General features: G+C 62.7%; 24 protein-coding genes and 2 pseudogenes. 3 read left to right on the forward strand and 23 right to left on the reverse strand.

Annotated elements, in window-relative coordinates; translation table 11 throughout:
- Positions 1 to 6: 6 nt before the first annotated feature.
- From LU682_RS10320 to LU682_RS10425, 22 genes and pseudogenes are all read right to left on the reverse strand, one after another.
- Entirely contained in the window at positions 7 to 468 is a 462-nt protein-coding gene (locus tag LU682_RS10320) for an integrating conjugative element protein (RefSeq protein ID WP_230849746.1), read from the reverse strand.
- The gene (locus LU682_RS10325) at positions 465 to 1,019 is read right to left on the reverse strand and encodes a lysozyme family protein (protein ID WP_016488065.1); all 555 of its coding nucleotides are present in this window, start codon (positions 1,017 to 1,019) and stop codon (positions 465 to 467) included. The genes LU682_RS10320 and LU682_RS10325 overlap by 4 nt, the downstream gene beginning before the upstream one ends.
- Complete coding sequence (locus LU682_RS10330; RefSeq protein ID WP_016488064.1) at positions 1,001 to 1,717, reverse strand: TIGR03759 family integrating conjugative element protein; 717 nt, start codon at positions 1,715 to 1,717, stop codon at positions 1,001 to 1,003. Before LU682_RS10330 ends, LU682_RS10325 begins: the two co-directional genes overlap by 19 nt.
- 10 nt (positions 1,718 to 1,727) lie before the next feature.
- Positions 1,728 to 2,396 carry a hypothetical protein gene (locus tag LU682_RS10335; RefSeq protein WP_016488063.1) on the reverse strand — a complete coding sequence of 223 codons (669 nt, stop codon included), beginning with the start codon at positions 2,394 to 2,396 and terminating at the stop codon, positions 1,728 to 1,730.
- Positions 2,393 to 2,782 carry a PFGI-1 class ICE element type IV pilus protein PilL2 gene (pilL2, locus tag LU682_RS10340; protein ID WP_102082271.1) on the reverse strand — a complete coding sequence of 130 codons (390 nt, stop codon included), beginning with the start codon at positions 2,780 to 2,782 and terminating at the stop codon, positions 2,393 to 2,395. The genes LU682_RS10335 and pilL2 overlap by 4 nt, the downstream gene beginning before the upstream one ends.
- Positions 2,783 to 3,041: 259 nt before the next feature.
- Positions 3,042 to 3,758, reverse strand: coding sequence for a DUF5983 family protein (locus LU682_RS10345; RefSeq protein ID WP_016488061.1), 717 nt, complete (start codon positions 3,756 to 3,758; stop codon positions 3,042 to 3,044).
- Between the two features lie 60 nt (positions 3,759 to 3,818).
- Positions 3,819 to 4,312: pseudogene (locus LU682_RS10350) on the reverse strand (JAB domain-containing protein).
- Between the two features lie 62 nt (positions 4,313 to 4,374).
- Entirely contained in the window at positions 4,375 to 4,632 is a 258-nt protein-coding gene (locus LU682_RS10355) for a hypothetical protein (protein WP_016488060.1), read from the reverse strand.
- 67 nt (positions 4,633 to 4,699) lie between these two features.
- The gene (locus LU682_RS10360) at positions 4,700 to 5,239 is read right to left on the reverse strand and encodes an STY4534 family ICE replication protein (protein WP_016488059.1); all 540 of its coding nucleotides are present in this window, start codon (positions 5,237 to 5,239) and stop codon (positions 4,700 to 4,702) included.
- A 744-nt stretch (positions 5,240 to 5,983) separates the two neighbouring features.
- Positions 5,984 to 7,951: a DNA topoisomerase III gene (locus tag LU682_RS10365; RefSeq protein WP_016488058.1), complete on the reverse strand. Its 1,968-nt coding sequence runs from the start codon at positions 7,949 to 7,951 to the stop codon at positions 5,984 to 5,986.
- A gap of 110 nt (positions 7,952 to 8,061) precedes the next feature.
- Entirely contained in the window at positions 8,062 to 8,406 is a 345-nt protein-coding gene (locus LU682_RS10370) for a helix-turn-helix domain-containing protein (protein WP_024717424.1), read from the reverse strand.
- Between the two features lie 459 nt (positions 8,407 to 8,865).
- A complete protein-coding gene (locus LU682_RS10375) occupies positions 8,866 to 9,294 on the reverse strand; it encodes a single-stranded DNA-binding protein (protein ID WP_016488055.1) in 429 nt (142 codons plus the stop codon).
- Positions 9,295 to 9,299: 5 nt separating this feature from the next.
- Complete coding sequence (locus tag LU682_RS10380) at positions 9,300 to 9,794, reverse strand: DUF3158 family protein (protein WP_016488054.1); 495 nt, start codon at positions 9,792 to 9,794, stop codon at positions 9,300 to 9,302.
- Positions 9,791 to 10,555, reverse strand: coding sequence for a PFL_4669 family integrating conjugative element protein (locus tag LU682_RS10385; protein ID WP_016488053.1), 765 nt, complete (start codon positions 10,553 to 10,555; stop codon positions 9,791 to 9,793). Before LU682_RS10385 ends, LU682_RS10380 begins: the two co-directional genes overlap by 4 nt.
- Before the next feature lie 150 nt (positions 10,556 to 10,705).
- The gene (locus LU682_RS10390; RefSeq protein WP_016488052.1) at positions 10,706 to 11,920 is read right to left on the reverse strand and encodes an STY4528 family pathogenicity island replication protein; all 1,215 of its coding nucleotides are present in this window, start codon (positions 11,918 to 11,920) and stop codon (positions 10,706 to 10,708) included.
- A complete protein-coding gene (locus LU682_RS10395; RefSeq protein WP_016488051.1) occupies positions 11,914 to 12,465 on the reverse strand; it encodes a DUF2857 domain-containing protein in 552 nt (183 codons plus the stop codon). Before LU682_RS10395 ends, LU682_RS10390 begins: the two co-directional genes overlap by 7 nt.
- A 15-nt stretch (positions 12,466 to 12,480) precedes the next feature.
- Positions 12,481 to 14,019, reverse strand: a complete 1,539-nt coding sequence (locus tag LU682_RS10400) for a ParB family protein (protein ID WP_016488050.1) — start codon at positions 14,017 to 14,019, stop codon at positions 12,481 to 12,483.
- 14 nt (positions 14,020 to 14,033) lie between these two features.
- Positions 14,034 to 14,912: a ParA family protein gene (locus tag LU682_RS10405; protein ID WP_016488049.1), complete on the reverse strand. Its 879-nt coding sequence runs from the start codon at positions 14,910 to 14,912 to the stop codon at positions 14,034 to 14,036.
- Between the two features lie 4 nt (positions 14,913 to 14,916).
- Complete coding sequence (locus tag LU682_RS10410; protein WP_016488048.1) at positions 14,917 to 15,132, reverse strand: AlpA family transcriptional regulator; 216 nt, start codon at positions 15,130 to 15,132, stop codon at positions 14,917 to 14,919.
- Between the two features lie 113 nt (positions 15,133 to 15,245).
- Positions 15,246 to 15,983: a hypothetical protein gene (locus LU682_RS10415; RefSeq protein WP_016488047.1), complete on the reverse strand. Its 738-nt coding sequence runs from the start codon at positions 15,981 to 15,983 to the stop codon at positions 15,246 to 15,248.
- A gap of 212 nt (positions 15,984 to 16,195) precedes the next feature.
- Positions 16,196 to 17,323 (reverse strand): HlyD family secretion protein, encoded by a 1,128-nt coding sequence (locus tag LU682_RS10420; protein ID WP_016488046.1) that lies wholly within the window; start codon positions 17,321 to 17,323, stop codon positions 16,196 to 16,198.
- A pseudogene (locus LU682_RS10425) lies at positions 17,320 to 17,928 on the reverse strand (MFS transporter); the annotation flags it as partial. The pseudogene LU682_RS10425 and the gene LU682_RS10420, both read right to left, overlap by 4 nt.
- A gap of 62 nt (positions 17,929 to 17,990) precedes the next feature.
- On the opposite strand from LU682_RS10425, the gene LU682_RS10430 reads away from it, so the two are divergent.
- The 3 genes from LU682_RS10430 to betT all read left to right on the forward strand — a co-directional run bounded on the left by LU682_RS10430 (position 17,991) and on the right by betT (position 21,929).
- Positions 17,991 to 18,146, forward strand: a complete 156-nt coding sequence (locus LU682_RS10430; RefSeq protein WP_232896274.1) for an OprD family outer membrane porin — start codon at positions 17,991 to 17,993, stop codon at positions 18,144 to 18,146.
- Positions 18,147 to 18,162: 16 nt separating this feature from the next.
- Positions 18,163 to 19,410, forward strand: a complete 1,248-nt coding sequence (locus LU682_RS10435) for a lactonase family protein (RefSeq protein WP_102082247.1) — start codon at positions 18,163 to 18,165, stop codon at positions 19,408 to 19,410.
- Positions 19,411 to 19,673: 263 nt separating this feature from the next.
- Positions 19,674 to 21,929, forward strand: a complete 2,256-nt coding sequence (gene betT / locus LU682_RS10440) for a choline BCCT transporter BetT (RefSeq protein ID WP_016488042.1) — start codon at positions 19,674 to 19,676, stop codon at positions 21,927 to 21,929.
- 52 nt (positions 21,930 to 21,981) lie between these two features.
- On the opposite strand, the gene LU682_RS10445 is transcribed toward betT, so the two are convergent.
- Positions 21,982 to 22,353, reverse strand: a complete 372-nt coding sequence (locus tag LU682_RS10445) for a c-type cytochrome (RefSeq protein ID WP_016488041.1) — start codon at positions 22,351 to 22,353, stop codon at positions 21,982 to 21,984.
- Positions 22,354 to 22,362 lie beyond the last annotated feature (9 nt).

The raw sequence follows: 22,362 nt of genomic DNA on the forward strand, positions 1-22,362 counted from the left end.
ACTACCTCACTGTACCATGCCGGTCGGAGTGATCAGTACCGGGTAGTGCTCCAGTTCCAGCCGCTCGGCGATGTCGTCGCCACTCACCGGCCAGATGGCCAAACCAGGCGCTACCGCCTGGATACGCTGCAGCGCTGCGGCATCAACGACTTCAACAGCCAGGCCGTTGGCGCCCAGTCGCTTCAGCGCTGGCGCGTGCTGCGTCAGCCACGCCAACGAGGCGGCGTCCGCCCCAACCAGGAACAGCGGGACCATGCCGGGCAGATCCAGCGCTCTGCGGGGCACCTCACCCGGCGTGAGGCGCGCGCTGTGCACCGGCAAGACCCAGTTCAGGGTTCGTGGATCGGGCCGTTCGACCGCCGTAGCCGACTCAGCGGCAATGACAGGGGGCGTTGGCCCAAGCCATGCCCCGGCAGCCAACGACCCCATCAACCCGCAAATCAGTGCGCCCCGGCGAACGACAATCATGAGCGTGGTCCTCCACGGCTGGACGTGGCGGCTTCAAGGCGCTGCCAGTGCAGGCTGAACTGCGTGCGGTAGCGCGCCGCCGGGGGCCCTCCCGCAGGCCGGTGATAGTGGCCTGCGGCAATGACCCAGTCACCGACGTCGGCGTAGTGCGCGCGCAACAGATCGGCGGTGACGGCGAGGTTGGCGCGCGGATCGAGGGCATCGCAGGCGGTGGGATAGCGCTCCGGGTGATAACCCAGGTTGATCTGGCCCAGGCCGACATCGATGCGCTTGGGATCATGGCGGGTGAGCGCCGCTTTGAGTGCGCTGCAAGCCTGGTCACGGGTGGCGAAGCGCTGTGGCGTACCGGCCACATTCAAGGTCCACGGCCAGGGCAGAAGCCGCCCACGCAACGGTGTGCCGCTCTCTTGCTGGGCAATGGCGAACAACACCGAGGCCGGGATGCCGGCCTGGGCTGCGGCCAACTGGTAGGCCGGCGGAGGCAGGCCGCCTGCTTGGGCCGCCGTCACTCCCATCAGGGTCAGGGCGAGGGTCAATCGACGCGCTGCCATTTCCCTTCCACCTGTTGAAAGCGCGCGGGCAAGGTGCGGCTGGCGCCGAGGGCGAACCAGCGGCCACGGTCATGATTGAGGGTGACCTGGCCGCTGCCAACCTGGGCAGGGGTAATGCCCACCTTGCGCGCCCATTGGCGAATGCGCGCATCATCGCCCTGGCTGCCCACCAGATAGATGTCCAAGTGGGCGCCCGTGCTCAGCCATTGGCGGAGGCTGGCCTCACAGGTCGAACACGGATCTTCCACAAACACCGCATAGCGCGGGTTGCTCGACGGAGGGATTGCATCGCTCAATCCCTGTACCGGCCGCAGCCCTGGGAACAACCGCCCCCAGGCAGCAGAGTAGGCTTTTTGATAGGCCAGTTCGCGCTCGGCACGTTTGGCTTCGAGTCGCACCTGCAGCTCGGCGTAACGCTGGCGCTCCTGGTCCGAGTCGGCTTCCACGCCCAGGGTGGTCAGCGGATCGAGGTGCGGTGACCAGTACTGACGGGGACCGCTCTGCAGGCGCTCGAACTTGGACCATTCGTCGTCGGTCAGGCCCCAGGCCTTGGCCTGTGCTGCAGATCGCGCTTGCTGCAGCGCGGCCTGCTCGCTGGACTGCTGCTGCGTTTCGACCGTGGCTGGGGCACTCCATCCCGATCCCGACACCAGGCAGATGGGGAATAGGAGCAACGAGAGACTGATGAAACGGACCATATGCACCTCGTCATGGCAGGGGCAGCGAACGTTCGCCGAGGCCAGGCACCTGGAACACGGCCTGGTTCCGGCGAATGGCCTTAAGCTGCCAGTCGTTCAAGCTGTCACCGGGCTGCAGCAGGTGGACGGTCGACAGGGCATGCGCGCCGGCCGGTTGAGCCGAGACAAACCGAAGGTCGCCTCGGGTCTCGACACCCAGCAAGGTGAATGGCGGCGTCGGGGTTTGGGTTTTGGCGGCCGGTTTGGCGGGGGCTGCAGGCTGGGGTTGTGTGGATGGCGCAACCGGGCGAGCCTCGAGGGCGTGGACGGCGGTTTCGGCGTTGCCCATGCGCTGTTCCAGCGCGGCCAGGTCGGCCTTGGTCGGACCCAGCGGCACCGCTTCAATGGACTTGAGCGAAGCGTTCACCTCATCCAGCTGTTTGCTCAACGCCGCGAAGGTCGCGTCCTGCTGGCGCTGGTGCTCGCCCAGCGCGTTCACTTGCGCTGGGAGTGCCGCAAGGTCGGCGCTGAGTGCATCGAGGTCCCGCCACAGCGCCGGTACTGGATCGGCTGGCGCATTTTCCGCAGCGACTAGGAGCCTGGCCAGTTGCTGCTGGTGGTTGTAGGTCGTGGCGGCGAGTACTGCGGCGCCGAGGCACAGGGCCCCGAGCACCAGGGCCTGAAAGTGATGGACCTTCATGGCGCGATCTCCAGGGGCGGGCGAGGTGGGGCGGGCACCGGTGCGCGAAGGGCGTAACACACGCTGCGTTCGACCGGGTCGATCATGAGTCGCCAGGCCGGGCCGCCGAGGATGGTCAAGGCGTCCAGCAGCGCCATCGGCCCGAGTTGGTGCTGCACGGCCGGCAGGGGGCGGCTGAACAAGGTCGTGACCTCGGCGCGGTTGGTGCAGAGCGAGTAGCCCGAGCGCTGCAACACGTGGCGCAACGCATCACCGACCGTCGCATGCAGCGCCGGTGAAATCTGCACGGTGATGAGCTGGAATAAGGGCTGGCGTTGTTCCAGCGTCGGTCGCGTGCTGACCAGGGTGTAGCGGTCCTGGCGGACCCACGCCGGTGATTCTGACAACGGCTTGGACGGGGTGGCCGGAGCTGGTACGGCTTTGGCTGGCGCTTTCGATGGGGTGATGGCAGGCGACGTGTTGCAACCCGCCAGCGCGAGCATCAGGACAAGGTAAGGAAGTGCGGGCGTGTGCATGAGCAGGTCTCGACAGATGTTGCCGACACCTTGGCAACACGCGCGAGGTGCACCCACTGAAAAACCGAAGTTCCCCGTCCGGGTTATCAGGCTTAGTCCATAAAAAAGGCGCCCAGCAGGGCGCCTTAGGTCAATCGTCAGCAAACACTGGCAGTCCTGCCAGCGGGGCTGCATCAGGGTCAAACACCAGGAAGCGCGTGTCGGCCTGGCCGGCCAGCAACAACAGGGTCATCAACACCGGCGGTACCTGTTCATCCAACAGGCGGATGCAGACGTCCGCCGCTGAGCAACCGGGACCTTCCACGTGGGCGCTGCGGTGCCAGGGTGTGGAGTACAGCTTGCAGCCGACGGAGCGGTTGCTGACCAATGAGAAACATTCAAAGAAGCCCGCCGGTCGTTCGGAGCGGGCAAGCTGCTGAAGGTAGGCGTACTCGTCGGCCGGTAGGTGAGATGTGCTGATCTCCCAGCTGCGGCTGTACTGGCCGGTGGCAAAGGACAGCTGCTGCATCAGGTGTTCGGCAGCTTTCCGGGTGGGAAGGTCGCAGAGGTGCACCGAGCCACTCAACTGCTTGGCGGTGACCTGGTACAGCACGGTGCTGACCACGCTGTCCGCGGGCAACTGCATGCGAAGGAAACCCGAGACATCCTGGCCTTCCGTGATGACGGCGCAATCGTCATCGAACACGCAGGCCTGAGAGTTGATGTGATCGTCGTTCAACTCCAGCTGGGCGGTGTGCAAGGGGCGATAGCAGGGCGGGCACTGGTCGTCGTAGTGGATCTGAACCACGCGCTTGCAGGCAAATGCATGAAAACCGCGGGCAAACGGGTTGGGGGTTGAGGTGAGCATGATGGCGCTCCAATTAAAAGAGAACGCCACCCCATGCAGGCGGTGGCGGGTGGGGGAGGGTTAAATCCAGCCGTATTCGGCCAGGGAGAGGGGCTGACCTTCTCCGACGATGATGTGGTCCAGAACGCGGACCTCGACCAGCGCCAGGATTTCGATCAGGCGCGCCGTCAGCACGCGGTCGGCGCCGCTGGGCTCGGGGGAGCCGGAAGGGTGGTTGTGGCTGAGGATAACTGCGGCGGCGTTGTGTGCCAGTGCCTTGACCACCACTTCACGGGATACACCGAAGCCCCATCGATGCTGCCGAAAAACAACACCTCGAAGTCCAGCACGCGGTGCTGGGAATCGAGGTACAGCAGGGCAAACACCTCGTGGTGATAAGGCGCCAAGCGCAGCTTCAGGTAAGAGGCGGCGTCGGCCGGCGTGATGAGGACTTCGCCGCGTTGGAAGTAGCGTTGGTCCAACAGCTGCAGGGCTTCGTTGATCAGTGCATCTTCGTGGGCGCGCTGGGTCAGGACGGGGTCGAGGGGCTCGACCAGGGTCAATGGCGTGTTCATGAGCAAAGCCTCATATGCAGGAGCGCTCCGGGAGGAGGCCCCAAGTGGGTGAGATCAGGCGGTCACAGGCGGGTGAACCGATGGCGAGTGCCGTGCAACGGTGAGTGGCAGCTTTCGCAGGGGCGGGTGGAGAACGAGTCGATGCCGATGCCGGTGTCCGGATCGAAATCGGCGCTGAACGGCAGCAACGCTTGCACTGCCTCACGTATCTGCGCGATTCGCTCGTCAACTTCGGCCTCGCTGTAGTACAGCGACAAGGTGCTGAAGTCGTCGTAAGCCACCGCCTGCAGGCAGTCTTCGCAGAGCCAGAAGCTTTCCATGACAACCTCCGACGTGAATGAACAACAGGCGCTCCCAAGAGCGCCTGTTGTTGGCGGTCAAACTGCCTCAGGCAGATTGAGCTGCTGCGGTGGAGTTACGGGGGGCGGTTGGAGTTGGCTGGCGCTGATCGGAGTCACCGTCAGTGTTTGCCTTGTCCCCATCCGCCTCAGCAGGTTCCATCGCGTCAGAGGCAGCGTCGGTGCGGGCGGGCGCACGGTAGCTGAACTGGCCATCGACCTTGATCCACTCGATGAAGATCAGGCGGCCCTTGAGGCTGGCGCCGGGTTGACCCTTGCGTTCGCCTTTCTCGTACAGGAAGGGATCCACCCAGAGGTCGCCGATGCGAAACGCGATGAGGACCTTGCGTTCAGCGCGGACGTCTTCGAGGTGCTCACGGATCAGCCGTTCGGCTTCGCCGCCAGCGACTTTGCAGTCGAAGCGGGTGTACTCGACGTCGTCCGAGGCACCGTGCAAGGCAGCGATGTCACAGGCCATGAACGCTTGGCCGCGGCGAACCGGGACTTCGCGGACACGGTTCAGGTAACCGATGCCTTGGGTGTGCAGGTTGAAGTAGGTGGTGGGGGCGTTATTGCTTGCGGTGGCCATGGTGGATCTCCTGTTCAGCAGAAACGCGGACAACCACCGGCCCTGGCGGCTGGTGAGTTCCGCAAGGGTGAGGGTGCAAACACATGATCGGTAGAGAGGGCGCTCATCACCGACAGGTCGGTGACCGTGCGAGCTGCCGAGCGCGAGTCGCACTTGGGGAGAACCACCCGAAGCGGGCGCAGCCTTCAAGGTTCTGGCGGCCTGGGAGCTGTCAACGACAGCGGTGTGCAGCTCATCTATAAAACGCCGCAGAACCCCCGTCAACCGGGGATTTGCGGCGGTTTGGGCGGGTGGCAATCAGTGGCTTCCGGTGGATTCTCGGCGGCGAAAAAATAGCCCGACGGTCATCAGGCTAGGAAGAAGTGGACCACCTTTGATCCGGCGATGTGACACCGGAGTTCGTCGCAAACTCTCCGCTGTCGATCCACCGGGATCAACCGACCCTTGTCGTGGCCTAGGTCGGAATCAACTGGCACGCATCCGCGCACAAAAGGTGCCCAGTGTTTCGCCGGCGGGCACCGGAGCTGAGCATCGCCGCCGAAGCGGATGACCCTTGAGGCCTGGCACAAGCCGCATGGGTCATCCACCTAGGAGACTTGGAACGCTGAGAAGTTATCCGCAAAGGCGGTGAAGGATGGCTCCGAACTCTACGAGTCTGACCGAGCTGCCCGGAGCGAATCGGTCTGGGGTCGCCAAGTGGCGTGGGGCAACTTCACTACACCAGCGCGGCGGTGCGGCGTCAAGTCATGTCTTCTTCGGGCGCTTGGCTTTAGTTACCGGCTTGGTGCCCTTGCAGTCCGGGTAGCGGATGCAGGACCAGAAGCTGCCAGTACGGCCTTTGCGCTGGCGCATGCCGCTGCAACACACCGGGCAGAGCGGTCCCTTCGATGGGGGCGGCTGCAGGGTGAGCGAGGCGTTGCTGCGCACCAAGCGGGTCAGCCACTGCGACTGCTTGGCTAGAAAGGTCTCGACGCTCAACTGGCCCGACTCAATTCGGCCCAAAGCCTGCTCCCATAGCGCCGTCAGCACCGGATCGGCCACTTCCGCTGGCACTGCTTCGATCAGGGTGTGCGCCGCGGCTGAGGCGGCCAGGCTGCGTTTCTTCTTGGTCAGATAACCGTGGTCGATCAGCCCCTGAATGATGGCCGCGCGGGTGGCTTCGGTGCCGAGGCCGCAGCTCTCCCTGAGCGTCTGCTTGAGCCGCAGATCGGCCACCTGGTTGGCGATGGTTTTCATCGCCTTGACCAGCGTGCCCTCGGTGTAGGCCTTGGGGGGGTGTGTGCGTTGGATAATGGCGGCGGCGTCAGTCAGCGCCACCGAAACGGATTCTCGAAGTGTGGGTAGCCGTTGAGTCTGCTCGCCGGGCTCATTGCCGTGGGTTTCGTTGATCACCGCTTTCCAACCGCGCACCAGGATCTGCTTGCCCCGGGCCAGTAGCTGGTCGGCCTGGCTGTGCAGCAACACCTGGGTTTTCAGGTACTCATGCTCAGGAAGGAACTGAGCGAGGTAGCGGGCGCGGATCAGCGCGTAAACTGCCTGCTCGCGCTCAGACAGCTGAGTGAGGTCGAGCTTGATGGCGGTCGGAATGATCCCGTGGTGCGCGGTGATCTTGCTGCTGTTCCAGGCGCGCGAGCGGCGACACGGATCCAGCGCTTTGATGACCTGACCGAGCGCAGGGCTGGGAGCCACCAGGGCATGCAGTATGCGGGGCACCTCATCCAGCATGCTCTCGGGCAGGTAGCCGCAATCGGTGCGCGGGTAGGTCGTGGCCTTGTGGGTTTCGTAGAGGGCTTGGGCGATCCCCAGCGTTTCCTGGGCGCCGAGCCCGAGCTTGGCCGAGCAGACTTCTTGCAGGGTGCCGAGATCAAACGGCAGTGGCGGCCCTTCGCGGACGTGTTCCACCTCGATGGTGCCAATACGGGCCGTTCCGTGTTGGCTCAGGCGCAGTGCAGCTTGCCTGGCGGCCGCTTCATCAAGGCAGCGGCCCTCATCGTCGCAGACCGAAGCCGGAGGTTGCCAGCTGGCTTTGAAACTAACACCGTCTGCCACCAACTGGGCGTCGACGTTCCAGAAGGGGTGCGGCACAAAGCTCGCGATGGCCCGGTCGCGTTCGACTACCAGGCGCAACGTCGGGGTCTGGACGCGGCCAACCGGCAGCACACCATCAAAGCCGGCGCGGCGGCCGAGCAGGGTGAACAGCCGGCTTAGGTTGATGCCCACCAGCCAGTCGGCACGGGAGCGGGCCAGTGCACAGTGGTACAGCGGCAGGGTCTGTTCGCCCGGACGCAAGGCGGCCAAGGCCCGGCGGATCGAGGCTTCATCCAGGGCGGACAGCCACAGACGCAGGACCGGCCCCTGATACTGACAGCGCTCGAGGATCTCCCGGGCGATCATCTCGCCCTCGCGGTCAGCATCGGTGGCGATGACCACCTCAGCGCACCTTTGCAGCAGTTGGTCGATCACCTTCAGTTGGCTGGCGACCTTGGGCTTGACCACCAACTGCCAGTGATCGGGGATGATCGGCAGGTCGTCCAACGACCAGCGTTTGTAATCACCATAGGACTCAGGGGGCGCGGTTTCTAGCAGATGGCCGATGCACCAGGTGACGGTGACGTTCTGGCCCTGCAGGTAGCCATCGCCGCGCCAGCTGGCCTGCAGTACTCGGGCGATGTCACGGGCTTGGGACGGTTTCTCGCAGATGAACAGGCGCATATGCGGGCCCTCTCGGTGGTTTCCGACAGGGTGGGGGTGTGGCCGTGAAGCGCCAGGGTAAAGCCGAAAACGGAGGGATCGGTTCGACGTTTCAGCGCAGGGCTAAAACCTTACTTGCGTTGCGCAAGATGAGTGGCCAGCGTTTGCAGAAACTCCAGGGCGAACTGTTTATCGGCATCGCCCAGCTCCTTGATGATCGCGGTGATCTGCTGGCCCTGGTCCTGGGGGCGAGGACTGATGGCCAGCAGCAGCTCATCGACGGGGCAGCCATACAGGTCAGCCAACTGCAGCAACTTCGTCACGGACAGCTCCACCAGGCCACGCTCCAGACGCGAGACGGCCTCGCCGGTAATGCGCAGGTGTTCGCCGACCTGCTCCTGGGTCAAACCACGGTCGCGACGGTACTTCGCCAACTGGCGGCCAATGTGATGTGGGCTAGGCTCTTTGACGGGCAACGGGGCGCTCTCCAATTCGATCCATATGGTTGACTACCCACCCAAGGATATGAGCGGCTCAGAGAGTTGACTGGCAACCCTATGAGGCGTATCACGAAAAATAACTGCAGGACCCGCCCGTCCACACGGAGGCTTCAACTTGCACGGATCCCACCAGAGTGAGGCAGACAAGTTAGCGATCAAGGCCTACGAGCTGTTCATGGCCACGCAACTGGAACCGGAGAATGGGGAGGCGCGCGCGCACTTGATTGCCTGGGTTCAGGAGAGTCCGGCGCACTGGCGGGCATTCCTTGCCCTGGATCAGTGCCTGACGGAGGTGAAGCAGTTGCTGGAGAGTGAACGGCGGGGTAAACCCCGACCCAATAGAACGCGCTAGAGGGGCCAGTACTGCTCGCCGGTTGGGCGGCGCAGCCCCTGCGGTATCGCGCAGGGCGCAGTGATTCCACTGAGTTCCACGGATCACCCGGCCTTGCGCGGGGCTTTCTTGCCACCGCCTTTACGCGTGGCGCTGGGAGTGTCTTGAGCTTTCTCACGCATCGAGACCGAGGCCAGGCGATGCGGCAGGATACCAATGCGCCGGGCCTCGACCTTGAAGGTCACCCGCGCGTTGTCCTCGCTGTCTTCCCACTCCTCCTTGACCGTGCGGCCTTCGACCAGGACGCGCATGCCTTTCTGGTACAGCGTGCTCCAATGCTCGGCATCGCGGTGCCAAAGCTCGACGGGCGCCCAGTAGCCGCCGCGATCCTCGTAGCCACCCTCGCGCGGTACCGGGTTGTCGAAATAGACGTTCAGCCGCAGCAGGCGTCGTGGTTCATCCGGGTTGGAGTTGAACTCCTGAAACTCCGGCACACTGCCGATGTTGCCTTCACCTACAAACAACGTACTCATGCGGGTCACTCCTCGGTGGGGGAACGGGTCAGGGCGAGTTCGGCGGCCTCGAGCTTGCCGGCACCGGCGACAGCCTGGCGATACAGTGACTGCAGGCTGCTCATCTGCAGGTTCAGCACCACCCGGTTGGTCTCCAGCTGATACAACGCCTGCCGCAGTTCAGGGTGCAGATGCGGATGAACCACCGCCTCCTGCCACACCTGCACGCCCATGCGCTGAAAGTCCGGGCTGCGCCAGCGCAGGAAGTCGGTGCCGGTCGCGCTGTGCTGCACGACCAGTCGCAGTTCCAGCAACGAGAACGGGGGCTGCGCCATGATCGCCAGCATCACTGCCATCAACTCGGCGACCTGGGTGCGCAGGCGCAGGATCGTCTCGGCGAACTGCTGCAGCTCCCCCTTACCCTTAAAAGGCTTTAAAAGGCCTTTTAGGGAGGCACCTTGTGCGAACTCACGATAGACATCTGCTGACAAACGCCGGGCAATCGCGTCGGCCAAGGTCATGCCTCACCTCCTTCGGCCGGTTCTTCTGGCTCAGGGAGAGCTTCGACCTCAGGTTGGTCGTGTTGATCCGACCCAGCGGGTAGCGGTTCTGAGGTACCCCGCGTGATGGGCGGGGCGAATTGGGAGCGGTGGCTGCCCTCGAGGATCTTGCTTGGTGGCGTGCCGAACTTGTCGATCGCTTCACGGGCGCGGGCGTTGTTGGCGGCCATGTCATCCCGACTGACCCCTGCCAGCCGGTAGCGCTGGGCCAGACCGAACAGGCTGCGCAGCTCGTGGGCGCCGCGATCGATCCAGGTTTCCATGTCGGGGCGGCCGATTAAGGCGGTGTGGTGGGCGAGCAGAACGCGGCGCACCAGGGCGTCGTAGTCGGTCAGCAGGTAGACCGCGAGAAAGCCAAGCTGGCTGCCGATGAACAGGGGGAGGGTGACGGGATGGATATTGAGGTTGTCGCCGATGTCGACTTGGGTGGGCAGGGCGCGCTCCACCCGACTGACCTGCTTGGTCAGCGCACGCAGTTCGGCCTTGGCCTGCAGCAGCTTGTCCTCCAGTTGCAGCATGAACCAGTCGGCGAAGGGGTCATCCTGGCTGCTGGCGTGCTTGAGCAGGTTGGTGACGCCGATGTAACCGGGCATGCCCATGATCGCGTGTACCCCTTCGCGGCCCATGCGGCCTTGCCACAGCCGCGCCGCATGATGGGTATGCAAGGTGAGGGTGATGCTGCTGCGCAGGGAGCCCAGGTTGAGCTGGTAGTGATCGGTCATCGCCAGTACCTCGCCGTCGGAATGACGCCGACGATGGGCCGATTAGTGCGGTTCGACGCGAATCAACATGAAGGTGGTCCGCTCGTAATTTCAGGCGGTGGATCTCGGTGGATTCAATGGCATGGGCATCAAGTCCACCGAGATCCACCCCTAGGTCGGCGCAAGCGAACCACGACAGCGTTGTTTCAGTTCCTCCAGGCAGGAGAGGGCGAGGGGCGAGGCGGTGCGCTGACCACCGCGCTTCGGTCGTTCGCTGGGAGGCTCTGCTGGCACAGGCCTCGCTGGATTTGAAGTCGGTCTTGAGGTCTTGACCTCCTCGGTACGCGCGGCCCACAGGGTGAACTCGCCTTGGCAGGCGCGTTTGATCAAGCCCATCAGGTAGGCGACCGGTTTTCGGATCTCGCCGCGGGCGCAGCGCACCGCCGCTTCATTGATCACCGCTTGTTGCTGTTCCGGTTCGAGCTGGCGCATCGCCTGGGAGGCCATGCGCCGCTCGGTCGAATTCAGCGGTAAATCTTCAGGCCAGCGTGCACGACCAAACTCGACCTGTGCCAGTACTGTACTTTTTTTGCTTTGGTCTTTCTGTACTGTACGGCCGGCGTCGGCATTCCGAACCACAGCCGAATCCGGTGCATTGCCGCACAGTTCGGAATCGGTGGCCGAGGCGTGAGGATTCCGAACGGGGTGGAGCAGGCCAGGTTCGGAATGTTGCGCCTGCGCGGCTTCGTTGATCAGCAGCAGCGAGTGTTGCTGTGTCGGCGGCAGTGCGCCCAGCCTGTCCTTGTCGCCTTGGACGACTTGCGGGTCGGCTTGAATTTCGGCCAGCACATGCTGCGTCACATCACGCACCCCCTTGGTGGCGTGGCTGAGGTTCTGTTGCAGGAGATCCGCGTAGCCGCTGTCCAGCTCAAGCTGCTCGGCCGCCGTCAACGGATCGCCGTGCAGCACGTAGATGCAACCGCGCAGGCAGCCTTGGGCATCGCGCGAGCGGTCGACCAGGCTGAGCCAGCGGGTGGTACGCAGGACGTTCAGTGCGCGGGCGATGGTCTCGCGCGACGCCTGGGTGCCACAGGGGCTGGCTGCCAGGTAGGGTTGCAGGTCCTGGTAGCGGGGCATTTTAACCTGGCGTTCGGTGATCAGCCAGCGCAGCACCTGCCAGGTGTTGCGCTCCAGCGGGGTCAGTCGACGATCGAGTAGCAAGGCCTGCGGCAAGGGATTGTTGTCGCCGTAGTAGATCGTGCGCAGCGCGGGCTCCGCAGCAGCCGCTTGTTGGGCCTGGGCGGCCTGAAACTCATTGCGGCGTCGAAGGGCGTCGTAGCACTGGCGCACCACGTCCTGCCAGTCCACTTCGTAGAAGCTCAGCATGGCGTACCTCCGTACAGTTCGACCTGTTGCCAGACCTGGGTCAGGCTGATGTGCTGTTCCTCGGCCAGCATCATCATCGTGTCCAGTGGATCGTTGTCTGGCTCCTCCGCCCGTAACTGGCTCCAGCGGTTCCACACCGCATGCTCCTGGGCTTCACTGAGCTGGACCGGCCGGCCGCGGTGGGTTTCGATTTTCAGTATTCGGCGGCGCAACGCCGTTTCCGAATGGTCCAGGCCGAAACAGCGGTACATGATAGTCGAGCTCGCGCCGAGCTTCAGTGCCCGGTTGATCAGGCGTTCGTTCTGCTCGTCGCGCTCGGCCTGGACGATCAGGCGGCGCAGGACGGTGATATCAACCTTGACCTCAACCCAGGCGATTGATGAATGCGCCAAGTGGGACAGGGTGGTCGGAGGCAGCGATTGCAGGACCTCGATGTCTTCGTCGGCCAGGCCCAGCGCTTTGCAGCGCTGCAGACGGCCATGGCGCAGCTCATGCAGCACCTGGTTCAACATCGCATGGTTCAACAGATTGAAGGTCGTGCTCATGAGGCGGCTCCTCACTTAACGCGTGGACGACAGCGTCAGGTCGATCAACTGCCGGGCGTGGCGGATCAGGCTGAACAGCTGCTCCAGCTGGGTATCGGGTAGTCGTTCGAGGCCCACGGTTAGGGCAGGGCGCTCGGGGAAGGGCAGGTCGTAGGTGCCAATCAGCAATTGGCCAAATAGCGCAGCCGGCAGCTGCTGACGTTGTTGCGAAGTCACGTCGTCCTGCAAGCGCAGCAGGGCTGAGAGCAGTAGCTGAATGCCGGTATGTCTAGGGCTCAGTTGCTCGCCATGCTCCAGCGTAAGGGTAAAACCCAAGCCCTCTGCGTGCGGCGTGACCATGGCACTGGCATCGGCATATGCCGCCAGGTCTGTCGCCAGGGCGGCACAACGCTCACGCAATGCAGTGATGTCACCCTGTAGCGGTGCGAGAGGTGAGGCGGAACCCAGGGAGGGCTCACCGGCATCAAGGGCGTTTGGCACCCTCGCAGCAAGCGGATCGTCATCACTCAGCGCCTCGCGGATGTTTGGGAGGCGTGGAGTCTCGGCTGCCGCAGTGTTGTCCGCACTGCTCATCGGCTCCGGTGCGGGCGATTGAGGCGCCGATTGTGCTTCATCTTCGACAGGCAGCTGGGGGGAGCACTCACCTTGTGGGGCTTGCGGCAGCGGCTGAGGCGTTTCCGCAGGCGGCGTTGAGCGAAGCGGTTCCTGATGCATTTCCAAGGCGAGCAGGCGGGGCGTCTGCTTCAACTGCACCGCCATCCTGGCAATCAGCTCATCCTGCAGCTCACCCCAGTTCAGATCGGGCTTATCACTGTCGAATGCCGACAGCACTTCGAACCAGAGCAGTGCGAAGTGTTGAACGTCCCCCAAATACTGATTCCAGATCGACTCCGCCCGGCGCCGCAGGTTAATGATCCGGGCGATGGTGGGTTTGCCAAGCCCGGCATACAACACCTGCGGGATGACCGGTAGCAGGTGTTCGAGCGTGTCGAACATGCGGCTGATATGCGATTGTGAAATCGGGTAGCCGCCCTTGCTCAAGCGTGTGGACAGTTCACGCTGACTGAGAGGGGCATCGGGCTCTTGTAACATGTCCCTGAGTTTTGCCACCGCGAGCGATCGCTCAATGAACGTGAGCTGGCCATGCAGGTCACTTTCGGCCAGGTGCCCGATCAAGGCATGCGACTCGGACTGCCAAGGGCGGAACAGGCAGTGGATCTGAAAGAATCGCTCCTCGCGGGTTTCCTGCCAGAGTTCGCCGAGGATGCTCAAACGGGTGTTGCCGCCATTGCGGATTATGAAATGCGGCTCATCCGGACGGCGGGTGATCGCAGGGGGCTGATCCAGGCCGCGTTCGCGGATCGAGGCTTTGATCTCGTCATACAGCGGGTTGCGAACCACCCGCGGGTTGAGCTCGTAGGGGCGCAATTGCTCCAGGCTGACCACCAACGGTGTATCCCCGACCGGCACGGGCGAGCTGTCGAGGCCATGTTTCTGTGGAAAATGCGCCTGCTGCAACTGTCGCGTGATGTCTTCGGAAGAGGGCGGCTTCATCGCAAAACCTCCCATCAGCCGCGACGGTTGAGTCGGCGGTCGATCACTGACGCTTGGCCGGGCAGAGGCGCGTCCGAGCCGACAAGTCGCTCAGCCCACTGCGGGAACAGCTCGATGGCCAGCTCAAGCATGACCGCCGCGCCGCAAGGGCCTCGGCTGCCAGAGGGTGGAGTAGGCTCGACGCGGTGCACCGGCAGGCCGAGCGAGGCGGCATTGGGGTAGGCCACACGGTCAGGAATCACCGTTGTGCAGACGCTGACATGCGGGTCGCCTTGGAAGGACGCCTGCAGGCTGTGCATGATCAAGCGGGTGTCACGGCGATTGGCTTTGACCTGGTTGAGCAACAGCTTCACCGACGGCAAGGCAACGCCCAGGTAGCGGTAGGGCTCCAACTCTTCAAACAGCGCCAGCGTGCCGCGTCGCAGCTCACGTGCGGCGAGCATTTCTGGGGGGACCGGGCACAGGGCATAGTCGGACGCGAGGATCACCATCTCCACGACTACACTGCGCGCGCCTTGGGTATCGATGATCAGCACATCGTAGAGCTCCTCGAACGCTGGCAGAAGATTATGAAGGCGCAGACGACCATCGGCCGCGTGCAACAGCAGAGTGCTGATGTGCCCGGCGCGATCGTTGGACACTATCAGGTCCAGGTGCGGGATGACGGTGGCGGAAATCACCTGTTCGGGGGCCGTGAGCCGTTGCGCGATGAGTTCGTAGCTGCCAGCCTCACGGGATTCGCGCAAGGCGTAGTAGCTGGACAGCGTCGGTTGGCTGTCCAGATCCAGCAGCAGGACGCGAAGGCCCGCATCGGCGAGCACACCACCCAGGTTGGCGGCGACGGTGGTTTTACCCGCGCCGCCCTTGGTCGAGATCAGCGAGAGGACGTCCATGACGCTACTCCCTGACCGACAGTCGATCATGGACCCACTGCTCGATCTCCAGCGAGTCCCAGCCGACGGCGCGGGTACCAATGCGCCGGCATTGGGGGAATAGACCGGCTTTCATCAGGTTGTAGATGTGCGAACGTTTGAAGCCGGTTTTCAGTTCCACCTCATCGCGGCGCATGATGTGGCGGTCGGCAGGCAGCGGGGCAGGGCTGATCTGTTGCATGATGTCACTCCGTAGCACCATGTGGTGCGCAGTGGGATGTGACAGTCAGTGAAGGTCGATGCTGGAGGAAAAACATTGTCAGGCGATGCCGAGCATCGCCTGACAATGCGGTGTCAGCCCCGTTTTACCTGGGCTAGATGACGGCGAGCGTCGGCAAATCGCCGATCAAGGGTACTTTTGCTCAGGCCAGGCAGACCAGGAAAACGGCGTAGAATCTCGTCGACCAGAGCGCTCTGGGACTTGTAGGCCGATTGCACACGGCCGTCTTTGGATTTACCCAATGTCACTTCCAGCATGGTGCCCACGAGCATGTTGTTCGTGCCTTCGGAGGCCTCGGAAGGAATGCCTTGGGCCTCAAGTCGCGCTGTCAGTTCGTGGTTACACGCGGTGAGCGTTGTCACCTCGTCAACTCTTGCTGTAAGCTCGTCGCGCAGCTTGTCGATCGTGCGCTGAGCAGCAGCGAGCTCTGCTTCCTGTACCAAATGAGCATTGAGACTGACGCAGTTCAAATGGTCGAGGCTCTGCGAGAACAAGAAGGCGGGCTTCTCGTTGGGGTAATTACGTGCGAACCAGACCAGCAGATCAGCACGCTGAATGGACCAGTACTCTCGGCTTACCTGGTTGTCAGCAGTGATCGGTCGGCCCAGGCAGGTCGCGGGTAGCTCACCGCTGACAATGGCGTCGTAGATGCACTCCGCATAAAGGTGCAGGATCGGCCATTGTGGAAAATGCTTGAGCAGACTGCCGGGGTAGGAGAGGTCGACCCGTAAAATCTCGTCTTCGTGGTCGGCAAGGTCACACCAGAGAATGGCGGCATCGATGAGATGGTAAGAGCTTCTGATCGAGATCATGGCACACAGCCTCCAGCTGCGTTCGTCCTGGAATCGCTGGCGGGGGCAGCGTGATCTGTGCCTCTGTCTAGCGAGCCTGATTTCAAAGGATCACTTTTGGGATCCATTGATGGTGACATCGAAGCGATAGGTTGGTTCTTCACGCATTATGCGAACGCGTCAAGTTTTGACGCCGCTCGGGGGCCTGCAAAGGACCGAGGCAGGCCGCGTCATTATTCTGCTCGTGTATCAATGCTGACCACCACCGACATGCCGGGACGCAGACGTGCGACGTCAGGCTGCTCGGGGTCGACGGTAATGCGCACCGGGATGCGCTGGGCGATCTTGACGAAGTTGCCGGTGGCATTGTCGGCCTGCAGCAAGGCGAACTCCGAGCCGGTGGCCGGCGAGATCTGCTGCACATGCCCGTAGAGCTTGAGGTGGTTCAGGGCGTCCACGGTGAAGGTCACCGGCTGGCCGATGCGCACGTCGGCCATCTGGGTTTTCTTCATGTTGGCGATCACCCACAGGGTGTCGGGCACCAGTGCCATCAGTTGTGCGCCAGAGTTGACGTAGGCGCCCAGGCGCGTGCCGATCTGCCCCAGCTGGCCGTCGCGCGGGGCGGTGACGCGGGTGTTGTCGAGATCGATACGGGCCAGTTCGACGGCCGCCTTGGCGTTCTCCACCGAAGCCTCCAGCGAGGCGCGGTTGACGATCACGGTCTCGCGGTCCTGGCGGGCGATCTCCAGCGCGGCCTTGGCATGGGCCAGGCTGGCGACGGCGGCGGCCTCACTGGCGCGGGCCAGGTCCAGGTCGCGGCGCGACACCGAGCCATCGCTGACCAGCGCCTGGTTGCGACTGAGGTCGGCCTTGGCCTTAGTCGCCTGGGCCGAAGCGTCGCCGATGGCGGCCTGGCGTTGGGCGATGGTGGCTTCGGCGCTGTTGCGCTGCTGCAGGTTGTTGGCCAGCGCGGCTTGCTGCTGTAGCTGGGCGATGGCCAGGGCCAGGCGCTGCCTGTAGATACGGTCGTCGAGCTGCACCAGCAGATCGCCAGCCTTGACGAACTGGAAGTCATGCACCGGCACGTCGACGATATAGCCGCTCAGCTGCGGGCCGATGATTGTCACCTGGCCGCGCACCAGGGCGTTTTCGGTGCTTTCGATGGTGCTGCTGAACGGCGGCAGGTTCCAGGCGTAGAGCACTACCAGGATGCCGACCAGGGCCACGCTGGCGAAGCTGATCGTAGACAGGATGCGCACCCGCCGCGTGCGCACCGGGCTGGTCGGTTCGCTGGGCGGCGTGCTGCCTTCCGGGGTTTCGGCGAGGGCGGCGGTGGTCGTGGTGCGGGTTTCTTCGGTCATCGGCTGGCAGTACCGCTGGTGGAGTCGGATGAAGCGGCCTGGCGGGCGACATACCGCAGCCAAGAACCGCGAAGGGTAATCCAGATCATGGTCAGCACGGCGATGCTGCCGATCAGCACGAACACGTCGTTGTAGGCCATTATGTTGGCCTCGCGGGTGGCGGCGCTGGCCAGCACGCGCATGCCGGCCTCGCTGCGCAGTGCCGGGTCGGCGAGGATCCCGGCATAACCGGCGCCGCCGCTTTGCACACGGGCGTTGACCAGTGGTTCGAGGTAGCTGAGGCGGTCTATCAGGTGGCTGGAATGGAATTTCTCGCGCCAGGTCTGGAAGGTACCCAGCAGCGCCGCGCCGATCAGGCCACCGAGGTTGTTGCAGATGCCGAACAGCACCGAAAAGCTCACCAGGTTGCGCGGGTTGGTGCGCACATGGCTGATGCCCAGGGCCATCGACGGGCCGAGGAAGAACGTGCTGCCAAAGGCCAGCAGGAACTGGCGGAAGTACATCTGCGCCGGGCGCGTGAGGTTGCTCGAACTGCTGTCCATGAACGCCCCGGCGGCCTTCGCCAGCAGCGAAACGAACAGTGGGATGATCAGGTGCTTGGGGTCAGCGCACTATCCAGGGGCGCGACATCGATGTCTCGCCAGCCGACCGCAATGGCAATGAGTGGATACGCGAATCGGAAGTGGCCTATTCAGTACGGACCAGTACGTTCAAAAACCTGGTGCTCAAGTGGCGCAGCGCCACGGTGAGGCGTGATTATCAGGGTGGGCAGGATTTCGACGAGCATCGGCTGATCGTGGTTTACCCACTGACGTTACTTTAAGGAAGGGCAGCAGGTAATGAGATTCAAATTACAGCCCTGTAGTTTTCTGCTGGCAGGGGTTCTGGCCTCTTCCTCCCATGCGGCACTGGCGGCAAATACCCAGGCAATGACCGAAATCTATGCAGGGTTCGGAGACAAACTGCTGGGTTATGCCCTCGCGCCCGATGGCTCGCTCACGCAAAATGGGGTGGTTCAGTTGCCAGCTCCGTTGCAGTTCGCCGTTGCCGACAAGGGCAATCGGCACCTGTATGTGGCGTCCAGCAACATCAATGGAGCTAACCCTGGCGATGTTCACATGCTCAGTGCTTTTACTATCGACCATGCTACGGGGCAACTCATGCCGTTGGGCGAACCTGTGAAGCTGGAGCAACGGCCGATCTACCTGACCCTCGATCGCGATGGCACACATGCATTGCTGGCCTACAACCTGGCGCCAACCGTGACGGTTCATGTACTGCAGCCAGATGGCAGTCTCGGTGCCCAGGTCAAACAGGCGCAACCAATCAAGTCGGGCGTATTCACCCACCAGGTCACGGTAGTACCCAACGATAAATTCGTGATTGCGCCTGGTCGTGGCAATGATCCGAGTGCAAGCCGGCCCGAAGATTTGGGCACCCTTTCAGCGTTTGCCTACTCGGGCGGCAAGCTGACCCCAGCCGGGGTCGAAACCTTTGCTCCCTCCGTTGGCCCACGCCATATCGCCTACCACCCTCGGGCACCCTTGGCATACCTGGCAATGGAGCGGGGCAGCAGTCTCTACACCTACCCGTTGACCAAGGAAGGACGACTGGCCAACAGGCCCGTATTTAAAACCAGTACCCTCGACCCACACTGGCATGCCGAGGCCGATGAGGGCATCAAGAAAGGCGGGGTGATTCTGGTGCGGCCAGACGGTAAGTATCTCTACGTCACCAACCGCTCCGATGAGCTTCAAACGACGGAAAAACCCGCGATGTTCAAGCATGGTGAAAACGATATAGCGGTGTATGTACTGGATGCAAAAACGGGCGAGCCGAAGCTCTTGCAACATATCCCCACGCAAGGGGTAGAGGCCCGCACGATCAGTGTGGCGCCCGGTAATCAATGGTTCATCGTGGGCAACCAGAAAGGCGGGCAAGTCCAGCGCGGTACGGCAACCGAAGCGGAGAAAGCCAATATCGCCGTATTCCGCATCAAGCCCGATGGTACCTTGGCGTTTCACCGTAAGTACGACATGCCCGAACCTGGCAGGTCGCTGATGTGGGTTGAAGCGTTGCAATTGTAACTGCGGGGCTGTTCGATTCCCGCCTAAGCCACGCAAGGTGGCTCAGGCCAAATCTTGAGGAGTGCTTTCAATTGGCACTCGCTGCTGCAGGACGCTCTGCCATCGCGGCAGTCTTTTTCGCGATGAGTCCTGCCGAATCTACCTTCAGGGCGACTACCCTGAGTGAAGTCACATGTGCCATCAGAATAGAGAGAATCCGCGCCTCCGATCATCCTATCCCTCTCAGGAGGCGTTGAAGTGAAGTACGCAACAGGAGAAAGCTCATGCCCTTCGAACCCCCTTCAGACCAGCACCGCGACGGTGTCGATCCGGTCACGTCAGGAGGCGTAAAATCGATCCCTGCGCTTGAGCGCAGCAAATTTGGCGGTACCGATCGCCTGTCCAGGCGCCCGAGCGACGATGACGATACCCCCGTATCGCGCAGCGACCTGAGCAAAGGCCATGACGAACTCATCGAGCATCGTGAGGCGCATATCAACTGGAGCGTCCTGTTGATTTCGTCAGCAGTGATACTGGCGTTTTCCATCACCACGATCCTCATGCCCGATGCTGCACGTGTGGCAATGAAGCAGACTACCGACTGGATCGCGACGAACCTCGGCTGGTACTACGTACTGACGATGACCCTGGTGATCGGGTTCGTGCTGTGGGTCGCCTTTTCCAAGGAGGGGGACGTGCGCATCGGCCCCGACCACTCGCGGCCGCAGTACAAGCTGGTAACGTGGGTCGCCATGCTGTTTGCCGCAGGGGTCGGGATAGACATGCTGTTCTATTCGGTCACCGGCCCGGTCGTGCAGTATCTGCACCCGCCCAGCGGCACCGGCGGGACTGCCGAGGCCATGCAGGACGCAGTGATCTGGACCATGTTTCACTACGGCATCGCGGGTTGGGCGATGTATGCCTTGCTGGGCATGGCCATGGGTTACTTTGCCTATCGATGGGACATGCCGCTGTCGATTCGTGCCGCGCTCTATCCGCTGTTTGGCAAACGCGTGCGCGGCCCGTTGGGCGATGGTATCAGCATCATCGCGTTAGTCGGTACCGTGTTTGGCGTCGCCACATCGATGGGCATCGGCGTGGTACTGCTGAGCGTGGGTTTCGCGCTGATTTTTGGTCTGGAGCAGGGCCTTACCTTGCAGATCCTGCTAGTAGTGGGGGCGGTGGCACTGACCATCGCGGCTACCACCTCCGGGGTCGACCGTGGCATCCGCTGGATCGCCGAGCTGAACCTGTGGAGCGCCGTGGCCATGATGCTCTACATTCTGCTGACCGGGCAGACGGCCTTCCTGCTGAACGCACTGGTGTCGAACATCGGGCAATTTCTCGTCACGTTCCCCGCGCGTACCTTTCAAACCTTCGGCTACTCGCCCGATGGGGCCGGGTGGATGGCGGGCTGGACGTTGTTCTTCTGGGCCTTCTGGCTGGCCTGGGGGCCATTCGTTGGTGTGTTCCTGGCGCGGATTTCGCGGGGGCGCACGTTGCGCGAATTCGTCCTGGCGGCAGTGACCGCGCCGGTGCTGTGCGATTTCATCATTGTTTCGCTGTTTGGCAATTCAGCACTGTTTCAGGTACTTCAGGGCAACACTGCGTTTGCCCAACTGGCGATGGACAGCCCTGAACGGGGTTGGTATGCACTGCTGGAGATGTTCCCGGCCCCAATGTTCCTGATTGGCCTGGCGACGCTATCAGGTCTTTTGTTCTACCTCACCAGCGCCAATTCCGGGGCAATGGTGATGTCGAATTTTTCTGCCTCGATTCCCGACCCATCCCACGACGGGCCAAGCTGGCTGCGCATCTTCTGGGCATTGCTCACGGCCATGCTCACCGTGGCGATGCTGGTTGCGGGCGGGGTCAAGACGATGGAGTACGCCACGCTGATCTTTGCGCTACCGGTGACGATCATTGCTTACCTGGTGATGGCATCGTTCTACAAGGTGTTGCGCATGGAACGCGCTGAGCGCGAGGGGAGAGTGCTGCGTCGCCCCTCCATGGCGGCTATCGGGGGGCATGTCCCGGAGCGCTCCTGGAAGCAGCGGCTCGAGCACTTGCGGGCATTCCCATCGCTGCGCCAGGCCACTCAGTTCCTCAACCGTATGGTTGCGCCAGCACTGGATGAGGTCGCGGCTGAGTTTCGCAATCAGGGCTATGACGTCATGCGGGAAAATGTGGTCAACAGCCATGGTTTCGAGGAGCCGTTGCTGCGGGTCTCGATGGATACGTTCCGCGATTTCCATTACCACGTGGCCATCGTCGAGGCGCCGGTGCCCATGTTCAGCGGCCGCATGACGCGAGAGATCGATGTCTATTATCGGTTGGAGGTGTATACACAGACCGGGTCTGGTGGCTATGACCTGATGGGGCTGACCAAACAGCAGGTCATCGACGATGTACTCGATCGATATGAGACCCACCTGGCGTTCCTGGTCTTTTCAAGTGAAAACGCTACTGCCTCTGTTCTGACACCCAGGCAGTACCAGCCCCCTGAGGCGCCCGATGAATCCGGGCAGGGCCCGCGCTGATACGTCGATGCGGTTCGCCAGCAGGTGCCCAGGCCCCTGCTGGCGGTTGGTTTTACTTCAGTGTCTTGAGGTAGGCAACGAGGTTTTGACGGCTCTGAGCGTCAGCTTGCCCGGGGTACATCATCATGTTGCCCGGTACCAGCTCCGCTGGTTTGGTCAGCCATTTATCCAGGTTGGCGTCATCCCACTTCAGCTTGGCCGCTTGCAGTGCGGCAGAGTAGTTGAAGGCGGGCGCCTGGCCGCTACTGCGATCGAACACGCCTAGCAGGCTGGGGCCCATCAGGTTCTTGCCCTGTTCAGTGCTGTGGCAGAAACCGCATTGCGTGGCGAAAAGGGCCTTGCCTTGAGCGGCATCGCCCTCGGCCAGCGTCAAGGGGGCGACCAGGAGCAGGGCGCTGGCAACCAGCAGTTGTGCAGGGTTCATTTCATTTCC

The organism is Pseudomonas alloputida, from assembly GCF_021283545.2.
Classification (GTDB): domain Bacteria; phylum Pseudomonadota; class Gammaproteobacteria; order Pseudomonadales; family Pseudomonadaceae; genus Aquipseudomonas; species Aquipseudomonas alloputida.

Coding starts and splice junctions, on each gene's coding strand:
- LU682_RS10415 (WP_016488047.1), bottom strand. CDS start 15,983: ATGATCTCGATCAGAAGCTCTTACCATCTCATCGATGCCGCCATTCTC.
- LU682_RS10360 (WP_016488059.1), bottom strand. CDS start 5,239: ATGGCCACCGCAAGCAATAACGCCCCCACCACCTACTTCAACCTGCAC.
- LU682_RS10335 (WP_016488063.1), bottom strand. CDS start 2,396: ATGAAGGTCCATCACTTTCAGGCCCTGGTGCTCGGGGCCCTGTGCCTC.
- LU682_RS10445 (WP_016488041.1), bottom strand. CDS start 22,353: ATGAACCCTGCACAACTGCTGGTTGCCAGCGCCCTGCTCCTGGTCGCC.
- LU682_RS10435 (WP_102082247.1), top strand. CDS start 18,163: ATGAGATTCAAATTACAGCCCTGTAGTTTTCTGCTGGCAGGGGTTCTG.
- LU682_RS10320 (WP_230849746.1), bottom strand. CDS start 468: ATGATTGTCGTTCGCCGGGGCGCACTGATTTGCGGGTTGATGGGGTCG.
- LU682_RS10420 (WP_016488046.1), bottom strand. CDS start 17,323: ATGACCGAAGAAACCCGCACCACGACCACCGCCGCCCTCGCCGAAACC.
- LU682_RS10330 (WP_016488064.1), bottom strand. CDS start 1,717: ATGGTCCGTTTCATCAGTCTCTCGTTGCTCCTATTCCCCATCTGCCTG.
- LU682_RS10405 (WP_016488049.1), bottom strand. CDS start 14,912: ATGGACGTCCTCTCGCTGATCTCGACCAAGGGCGGCGCGGGTAAAACC.
- LU682_RS10375 (WP_016488055.1), bottom strand. CDS start 9,294: ATGAGTACGTTGTTTGTAGGTGAAGGCAACATCGGCAGTGTGCCGGAG.
- LU682_RS10365 (WP_016488058.1), bottom strand. CDS start 7,951: ATGCGCCTGTTCATCTGCGAGAAACCGTCCCAAGCCCGTGACATCGCC.
- LU682_RS10385 (WP_016488053.1), bottom strand. CDS start 10,555: ATGACCGATCACTACCAGCTCAACCTGGGCTCCCTGCGCAGCAGCATC.
- LU682_RS10355 (WP_016488060.1), bottom strand. CDS start 4,632: ATGGAAAGCTTCTGGCTCTGCGAAGACTGCCTGCAGGCGGTGGCTTAC.
- LU682_RS10395 (WP_016488051.1), bottom strand. CDS start 12,465: ATGAGCACGACCTTCAATCTGTTGAACCATGCGATGTTGAACCAGGTG.
- LU682_RS10325 (WP_016488065.1), bottom strand. CDS start 1,019: ATGGCAGCGCGTCGATTGACCCTCGCCCTGACCCTGATGGGAGTGACG.
- LU682_RS10380 (WP_016488054.1), bottom strand. CDS start 9,794: ATGACCTTGGCCGACGCGATTGCCCGGCGTTTGTCAGCAGATGTCTAT.
- LU682_RS10400 (WP_016488050.1), bottom strand. CDS start 14,019: ATGAAGCCGCCCTCTTCCGAAGACATCACGCGACAGTTGCAGCAGGCG.
- LU682_RS10390 (WP_016488052.1), bottom strand. CDS start 11,920: ATGCTGAGCTTCTACGAAGTGGACTGGCAGGACGTGGTGCGCCAGTGC.
- LU682_RS10345 (WP_016488061.1), bottom strand. CDS start 3,758: ATGCTCACCTCAACCCCCAACCCGTTTGCCCGCGGTTTTCATGCATTT.
- betT (WP_016488042.1), top strand. CDS start 19,674: ATGCCCTTCGAACCCCCTTCAGACCAGCACCGCGACGGTGTCGATCCG.
- LU682_RS10410 (WP_016488048.1), bottom strand. CDS start 15,132: ATGCAACAGATCAGCCCTGCCCCGCTGCCTGCCGACCGCCACATCATG.